Source organism: Pseudodesulfovibrio sp. JC047 (assembly GCF_010468615.1).
Lineage (GTDB): Bacteria > Desulfobacterota > Desulfovibrionia > Desulfovibrionales > Desulfovibrionaceae > Pseudodesulfovibrio.
On record NZ_WUEH01000041.1, the window covers coordinates 1 to 7,571 of the forward strand.

Below are 7,571 nucleotides of genomic sequence, written 5' to 3' on the forward strand. Positions count from 1 at the left end.
CGCCAGATTGGGTCTGGAAGAAGCAAGGCATTCCAAACGGTATTTTCAAAGAAGCCGCCCGTACTTTTCTCAAAGTCAACGAGGTGCGCATTGAGCGGGTCACAGACATTTCTTGGCAAGACGCTTGCGCCGAAGGCTTTGCGGACTATGGCGACGATCCTAGCCAAGGCCGCCGCCACGACCCCGTGGGTTGGTTCCACGACTTGTGGGAGTCTATCTATCCCGGCACATGGAAACGCAATCATTGGGTGTGGGTCTACGAATTTGAACTCACAGACAAGCCCGCCGACTGGCCGACAAATTGATAGTAGTCTTGGAGGTTTTTTCAATGAAGAAAGTACAGTTTGACCGTGACGCAATTGAAGACGTTGTAATCGAACAGGTCGGCCTTATTGCAGGAGCCGTTGACATCTACGGCGACCTTGAGCGTTCAGGGTGCAAGGACAGCGGACGCATGATTGAAGAGGCTATGAGGACCGCTATTGAAACAATTATGGGGACCATCGACAAGGTGGCTAAAGGCTCATTCAAAGAAGGCGGCGACACAATGGCCGAGGTCATTACGGAAGACATCGTTAAAGCCCTCTCTCCAAACGAAGACTTTACCGACGTTCACCAGCAGGCAATCGAAGCATAGATTTCAAAATCAGGAGATACGAAATGACCCAAGAGACCCCGGAAAGCATCATCCCTGATGAAGAGATCGAGCGCGTCCACGCCAACGCCGACTTTGGAGGCATGCCGAAGCGCGATGTAGTCAATATGGGCGTCCTCAAGGTGGCGTCTGGATACTATCAGGGGCACACGTCAAACCAGATCATCAGAGAGCATGGCCTTGTGACCGATGAGTATGACCTCACGCCCAAAGGCAAGGCCTACTTGTGGGCCGTTTACTGCACGGCGCATCCAAATTTCTAAACGAATCAGCAGAACCATGACGGAACATAAAACACCATTGCTTGAACAACTTGAAACCGGCCCCTGGCCGTCTTTTGTCTCAAGCCTCAAGACCGAAGCAGGAGGGGAAATTGCTATGAGCGACAATGAAAAGGGGCTCTACGAAAAGTTCAAGGTTGAACGCACTGACGGCAAGAGCGCACCGGGCAAAAAGCACGAAAACTGCGATTACTTCGTCATTGATATGACCCATGACAAATACGCTGGAACCGCATTGAAGGCATACGCTAGGGCTTGCCGCAAAGAATACCCGACCCTTGCCGACGATCTGGAAAAGTTCGCTTGTACAGTATGCCCTTACCGCAAGCAGAATGAAGGTCAGCACGGTTGGTGTCATATGTTTGAACACTTCCATTCAGGCTGTGAGTTTGGCGAACTGTCATAGAATCCGCAATGAGGTTATGGAATGAAGTCGAGAGGCTCAACAACAGATATTGTCAGGTGGCGCGACAACGATTCGCGCGAAGAAATCCAGTGCATGAGGGCGAACTGCTCAAGCGACTATGAGACTCTTTGCGGGTTCGCTGTGGATGAGGAAGAGGAAAGCGAAGTTATTACAGTCATTGAGCGGCGGCGTGGACGAGTAACTTGCCCCCACTGTTTGGCAATAATCGACGCTGTTCTGAACAAGTAACCACGTATCTGTAATTTTGCGCGGCGGCGTGGAAAGTGGACACGCTATGGGCGGCACGGTCTCCGTCCTAACCAAACTGACCTCTTAGCTGGAGTGACGCCCAGCCCGCGCAATCAACCAAGTTCTCAGCATAAGGAGGCAGCGCGATGAGTAAAGAAATTGTAGTCGGTTTAGAGCGTGAGGATCGGATGAGAAGAATCCGCAAATTGTACGCACAGACATGGCCCGGCATGATCGACAGCCTGTCCAATGAGGTTGAACGACTCAAGGGTGAGCACAAGGAAATGTTGGAAGCGCTGGAACACGCAATTAACACAATCCCCGCTGGAGAGGATTGGAGCCTTGAACACCTTGGAAGCTATCTAGAGCAAGTCGTTGCCAGGGTCAAAGGCGAATAACGCACTACATGAGAACAGGATAACACAATAAAGGAGCATAAATGACTACAATCAATCCTCTAAGCACCCTCACGCCTTTTGAAAAAAAGGTTTTAAATAAATACTACTGGCTCGCAAATGGTAGATTGAGGGCCCAAGAAATCCGTGCATCCAATTCACTTCGCCAAAAGGGATTCTTGGAACATGTTCCGAACAGTCAACATCCAAACCATTGGCGACTTACGAAAGGGACAAAAACACATATCATCGCGGCGAAATGGCCCAGGGCACACTAGAAAATACTGACATGAGAAAGCGCGACCATGAGTGATAATATCATCCCATTTGACAACTCCCTCAAGGTGAAGATCGCCTCCAGGAGTCTCAAGAAAACATGCTGCCGCCATCGACGGAGTGTCGTGCTTGACCCTGATTCCCGCCTTTTGGAGTGCGACGACTGCGGAGCGTTTGTTGATCCTTTCGACGTCCTGGCTGACATCGTCAACCGAGAAGTCAGGCTCACGTCCTCCCGCGAGTATCTTGCCCATGAGGTTAAAAAGCTGCGCGACGAAAAACGCGAGCTGGACAAAGAGGTCAAGAGGCTCAAAGCCCAGAGGCGATACCACGCGGCAAAAATGTCGCAGAATACAACCAAAACTGACCAGTTATTAGGAAATTTCGAATAACTGCCAGATATTAAGGAACTCTTAACAACTAATATGAACGGCTAAGATCGCCCTGAACCGCCGCGTCCCGGTTTTAAACCTCCCCGGATTGGGCCGGGATGCGGCAATTAGATGAAAAGAAAATGAACAATATAAACACCACGCACATCGACATCCATATCTTGGCCACGAGTTTGGCCGAGACCGTGAAATTGGTGAGGTTGTAATGGAAATGCACCCCATTCTTGTTGACTTGGATGGTCTTGCTGAGGCTATAAGTCTCAGTAAGAGTACGCTCCAACGATTCTACCGTGAGCTACCGCACGTCCGCATCCCATGTTCCCAAGGGGACGATGGACGCGGCGTCCTCTTTTCTGTAGAAGATGTCCGTACCTATTTGGTAAATAACCACGGAATCAATTATGGCAGTCAACACGTACAAAACGAAGAAAGGCGTTCGGTACCAAGCCGTTCTGTGCCTACGCGGTCAAAGAGTAGCGACCAAGTCAGGGTTCAAAACAAAAAGAACCGCAAAGCAATGGCTTCGGGACGAGGAGAAACAATGGGAATCGTCAGGCGGAAAGACGACAATCCCCATGGACTTCACATCACTCGCTAGTGACTATTTGTCTTGGGTAGAAGGACGACGCAAGCGCAACACCTATATTTATAAGCGCAGCACCATCAACCGGTTTCTTGATTTTTACCATGGTCGCCTCCCTGTCAATGAGATCACCCAAGAAATCATTGAAACGTACCTCCAAAACGAGATTGCGAAACGCACCGCAAAGGCGGTGAACAACGATCTTTTAGAACTCAGCATCCTTTTCAATTGGGCCGTAAAGCGTGGCCTGATGTCCAGTAATCCTAGCCGCCCTATCGAAAATTATGCCGCCGACGCATATGTTCGATATGTTCCCCCGGCCGAAGATATTTCTGCCGCCCGACTGGTAGCAAAACCGGAAGAACGCCGTATCTTCGACACCCTTTACTACACCGCAGCCAGACTCTCCGAAATCCTGGAACTAACCTGGGAAGACGTCAATTTCGACCACCAGGTCGTGCGTCTTTGGACGTCCAAACGAAAAGGCGGGAATCGGGAACCTCGGTACATCTCCATGCACAAAGAACTTCAAAAGACGCTTCAGGCTGCATGGGAAGCACGGGACAGACACAGCCCGTATGTCTTCACCAATCCCAAAGATGGCAAACAGTACACTCGGCACACGGAATTCATCCGCCTGCTTTTCAAACGTTTGTGCGAACGAGCCAAAATCAAAAAACCTTTCACGGCCCATTGCATCCGACACCACGTCGCTTCCCGTTTCGCAGATTCTCGCAAAGCGACACACCGCCAGATTCAACAATATCTTGGCCACATGAACCTGCGAACCACAGAAATCTATTTGCATGAAATGTCGGTAGACAGAGATATCGTCAAAGCCTTTGATGATCCTGACGAAAACGCCCAAGCAACGACCTCAAAATAATATGCAAAAAAATATGCAATTACCTTGCATGTTCTCCCTTTTTGAGCCGTCATCTTGCATATTATGCACACACAAACAGCCGAAAACCCTTACAAATAAGGGGCTAAGAGAAAACCGAACTCGACTCGAAATCGAGTTATGGGTCAAACCATACGTGGGTTCGAATCCCACCCTCTCCGCCAGCATTCTCAAGGGGTTACGTGTCAAAACGTAACCCCTTTTTTTGTGTCTTTTATGGGAAAATATGCAATTGGTCTAAAAAATTTTAATTTGTCCTCACACAGGCCTTTCTCGAAGGCCGTCTCAACATTAAACTCGTTGAACCGCCGAACCCGCGCCCGCCCGTCGGGCAGGAATTCGAGCGCGCCGTTGACCCCAACATTTCCAAATCTAACAAACCCTGCCCCGTGGACATTTTCTCACCAATATGGGCCAACATTTCCTCGGCAGCCTCACGTCGATGTGCCACCCTGTTAAAATTCAATCCATATTGTTGCCGAATGACGTCCAGATCATCCGGGCCGAAATGGTCAAATGCCGAATCCATAAATGTATTGAATGCCGCATCATTACCCACCAGCCCACGCAATCCATGATGCACACCCAGTTCATGAAGTCAGGTTAAATCGGCCTGTTCGACGGAATTCATGGCATCAACAACAAGGTATATGGTCTGCCCATCATGGACGCCGTGGACACCGCCAATCATTTCCCGTTGTCTGTACAAGGTCTTGATATGCTCCAGCAATTCAATAAAAGTATTGACAACCTTCAAAACAGCCACATTCTTTACACGGACTTGGAGAGTTTTGACAGCGGCTCTGACATTACTTAGCAATGATTTGCCATCTCGGTTCGAACGGTCTATATGTCAATGTATATCTTGACGAGTGGGAGCGTTCCCCGTATCCTCGGCAAGGTTGGTTGACTGAGACGCTTCAGGCTTAACCCAGCTTTTTATTATCTATGTTCCGTCTGGAAATAGGTTAACACAATGAGGGCCTATTTATGGATAGGCAAGACCAATCAACGAGTTAAGTGAACGCAACGCGACTACACAATGGCGTTTAAATTATCAGTAGTCTCGCAGGTGGGTAAAGTCGAGAAGACTTAAAAGATCAAGACATTGATTCTCAATGAAATGAACGCCTCTCATTTGGGTACCCTCTTAATTCACACATCTTCCAATCTCGACGGACTCATTAATATACTCATCTTATCCCTCCAAACGCCCTTCTTCGATCGATTGCGTTACGACCTCGTGCGGGAGGTCTTTTTTGGGTTTGATACCGAGATCCTTGAGGAGTTCGGCTTGGCGGACGAGGTTGCCTCGGCCGGTGGAGAGTTTCTTGGTGGCGGTGTCGTACACGGTTCTGGCCTGATTGAGCCGTTCACCTACTTTGGTGAGGTCTTCGACAAATCCGACGAACTTGTTGTATAATTCCGCGCCACGATTGGCTATTTCCTGCGCATTCCGATTCTGTTGTTCCTGTCGCCAGAGATGGGCCACGGTGCGGATGACAAAGAGCAATGTGCTGGGACTGACCAGCAGGATATTTTTATTCCAGGCGTTTTGCCACAATGTCGCATCCTTATGGCTGGCCAAGGTGAAGGCTGGTTCCACCGGGATGAACATGATGACAAAATCCAAAGATTCCACGCCGTACAACGATTGATAATCCTTGCTCGACAAGTTGTTGATATGAGCGTGGATTGAATCCAAATGCCGCTTTATTGCCGTTTTTTGCGCGGCTTCAGTCTCGGCGTTGACATAGGCTTCATAGGCCGTCAGGGAAGCCTTGGCATCAATAATCAGATGCCGATTTTCCGGCAGATGCACCACGACATCCGGCTGGCTGCGTCTGCCATTGTCCAGAGTAAAACTCTCCTGAACCTCATATTCATCGCCTTTCCGAAGCCCTGACATTTCGAGCACTCGCTCCAGAATCATTTCACCCCAATTCCCCTGAGCCTTGGACTGGCCCTTCAAGGCGCGGGTCAAATTGTTGGCGTCTGCGGACAGCTGCTTGTTCATGTCCATAACCTGCCGAATCTGCTCGGCCATGGCACTCCGCTCCTTGCCCTCAATAGAATAGAAATTCTCGACCTTGCGTTGCAAGTCACCCAGTTTTGTCTGAAATGGCTGCAATATTTCTTTATTCTGTTCGGTAAAATTCTTTGATTTAGTTTCGAGAATGTCATTCGCAACGGCTTTGAATTGATGCGACAACTCATTCTTGGCGACGTTTAGCAGTTCCAGTTTTTCCTGACTCTGCTTCTGTTCGGCTTCCAATTCAGCCTCCAGCGTTGCCAAACGGGCGTGGAGTTCCTCTTTTTCCTCCAAAAGTGCATCTCGAAATTCCGTCATTCGAGCGACTGCGTCCGCCCCTTCCTGTATCTGCGTTTTTTGAGAGGTTACCGTTGACTCAGCGGCCCCCACTTTTTCGCGGACATTGGACAATTCCCGTGCGGATTCAGCAGCACCGTCCTTGGCTTTTTCAAGAGCGGAAATAAGCTCGGGCACCCGCGTGGCCCGTTCCTTCAGCCGTACCTGTTCAAGTCGGGCCTGCTCCAATTCTTTTCTAGAGAGCTTCAATTGCTCGCGGACATTGTCTGACGAGGCTTCAAGCGTTTCAATATGAGTCTGCCTGTGTTCCAGTTTTTCCAGAAGACTCTCTCTTTCGATGTCACTCTGATTCTGCTGCATAGCCAATTTGTGCGAATACACCAAACGAACCACGAGACCACAGACAAGTGCTCCGACAACAAATCCGCTCCCCAAAAAGACCACACTCCATCCATCCACTATTGGAAACACCATCGCACCTCTCGGCTTCATATATAATATTTTTGCAGCTTCACGCACTGCGATCAATTCATGCCCATTCACACCGGGCAAAAGAATGAGTGATCACTGTCCCACCCACACCACATTATGCTTTTTTCTGTTTTCGAATATTTTTCCACGGTTTGAAAATCGAAATAAAAAGCAAACCGACCAAAACCAAAGCTTGAACCGTGCCAAAAAACGCGTGTAAAAATTCGTATTGAAGATATGCGGCATCAGTGAGTGCGGCCAAACCAAGCTGTCCGGACAGATTCATCATGGCAACTTCCCACGGACCAAGATAGAACATACCGAACAAAATGGCGGCAATGGTAATAATCCATTTGAGAATCATCCATCCATGCCGAAAGAACCCCCATCGAGAAAACAGGCTATATGTGAAGCCGGTCAAGAGACAACCAAAAGCCCCTAAAATAACGATTATTTTTATATCAATGTAGTGAATGGCCTGATTAATTCCATACAGCACGCCACCGTCATTTACACCTATTTTTGCCACGGCAAATTGTCAAACCAAACTTAACACCCCGGCAAGTCCCTGCTCCTCAATGATTTCCCAGGTTGTCCTGTATCCGAATTTCTTCCTTGGTCGATGGTTTA

The 7,571-nt window shown here is 48.9% G+C and carries 10 protein-coding genes and 1 pseudogene; 8 read left to right on the forward strand and 3 right to left on the reverse strand.

Annotation, left to right across the window (positions count from 1 at the left end):
* From GO013_RS16450 to GO013_RS16485, 8 genes and pseudogenes are all read left to right on the forward strand, one after another.
* Window positions 1-305, forward strand: a pseudogene (locus GO013_RS16450) (hypothetical protein); the annotation flags it as partial.
* 23 nt (window positions 306-328) lie between these two features.
* A complete protein-coding gene (locus tag GO013_RS16455) occupies window positions 329-637 on the forward strand; it encodes a hypothetical protein (RefSeq protein ID WP_163813091.1) in 309 nt (102 codons plus the stop codon).
* Between the two features lie 23 nt (window positions 638-660).
* Window positions 661-918, forward strand: coding sequence for a hypothetical protein (locus GO013_RS16460; protein WP_163813093.1), 258 nt, complete (start codon window positions 661-663; stop codon window positions 916-918).
* 16 nt (window positions 919-934) lie between these two features.
* Window positions 935-1,342, forward strand: a complete 408-nt coding sequence (locus GO013_RS16465; protein WP_163813089.1) for a hypothetical protein — start codon at window positions 935-937, stop codon at window positions 1,340-1,342.
* A 395-nt stretch (window positions 1,343-1,737) separates the two neighbouring features.
* The gene (locus GO013_RS16470) at window positions 1,738-1,989 is read left to right on the forward strand and encodes a hypothetical protein (protein WP_163813094.1); all 252 of its coding nucleotides are present in this window, start codon (window positions 1,738-1,740) and stop codon (window positions 1,987-1,989) included.
* A gap of 302 nt (window positions 1,990-2,291) precedes the next feature.
* Window positions 2,292-2,654, forward strand: a complete 363-nt coding sequence (locus GO013_RS16475) for a hypothetical protein (protein ID WP_163813096.1) — start codon at window positions 2,292-2,294, stop codon at window positions 2,652-2,654.
* Window positions 2,655-3,229: 575 nt separating this feature from the next.
* Window positions 3,230-4,123, forward strand: a complete 894-nt coding sequence (locus tag GO013_RS16480) for a site-specific integrase (RefSeq protein WP_163813098.1) — start codon at window positions 3,230-3,232, stop codon at window positions 4,121-4,123.
* Window positions 4,124-4,550: 427 nt separating this feature from the next.
* The gene (locus GO013_RS16485; RefSeq protein ID WP_163813100.1) at window positions 4,551-4,748 is read left to right on the forward strand and encodes a hypothetical protein; all 198 of its coding nucleotides are present in this window, start codon (window positions 4,551-4,553) and stop codon (window positions 4,746-4,748) included.
* Here the strand turns inward: GO013_RS16485 and GO013_RS16490 are convergent.
* The 3 genes from GO013_RS16490 to GO013_RS16500 all read right to left on the reverse strand — a co-directional run bounded on the left by GO013_RS16490 (window position 4,740) and on the right by GO013_RS16500 (window position 7,470).
* Window positions 4,740-4,907 carry a hypothetical protein gene (locus GO013_RS16490; protein WP_163813102.1) on the reverse strand — a complete coding sequence of 56 codons (168 nt, stop codon included), beginning with the start codon at window positions 4,905-4,907 and terminating at the stop codon, window positions 4,740-4,742. The genes GO013_RS16485 and GO013_RS16490 overlap by 9 nt on opposite strands.
* Window positions 4,908-5,339: 432 nt before the next feature.
* Entirely contained in the window at window positions 5,340-6,944 is a 1,605-nt protein-coding gene (gene rmuC / locus GO013_RS16495; protein ID WP_239057929.1) for a DNA recombination protein RmuC, read from the reverse strand.
* A 112-nt stretch (window positions 6,945-7,056) separates the two neighbouring features.
* Window positions 7,057-7,470, reverse strand: coding sequence for a hypothetical protein (locus GO013_RS16500; protein ID WP_163813104.1), 414 nt, complete (start codon window positions 7,468-7,470; stop codon window positions 7,057-7,059).
* Window positions 7,471-7,571: the final 101 nt, after the last annotated feature.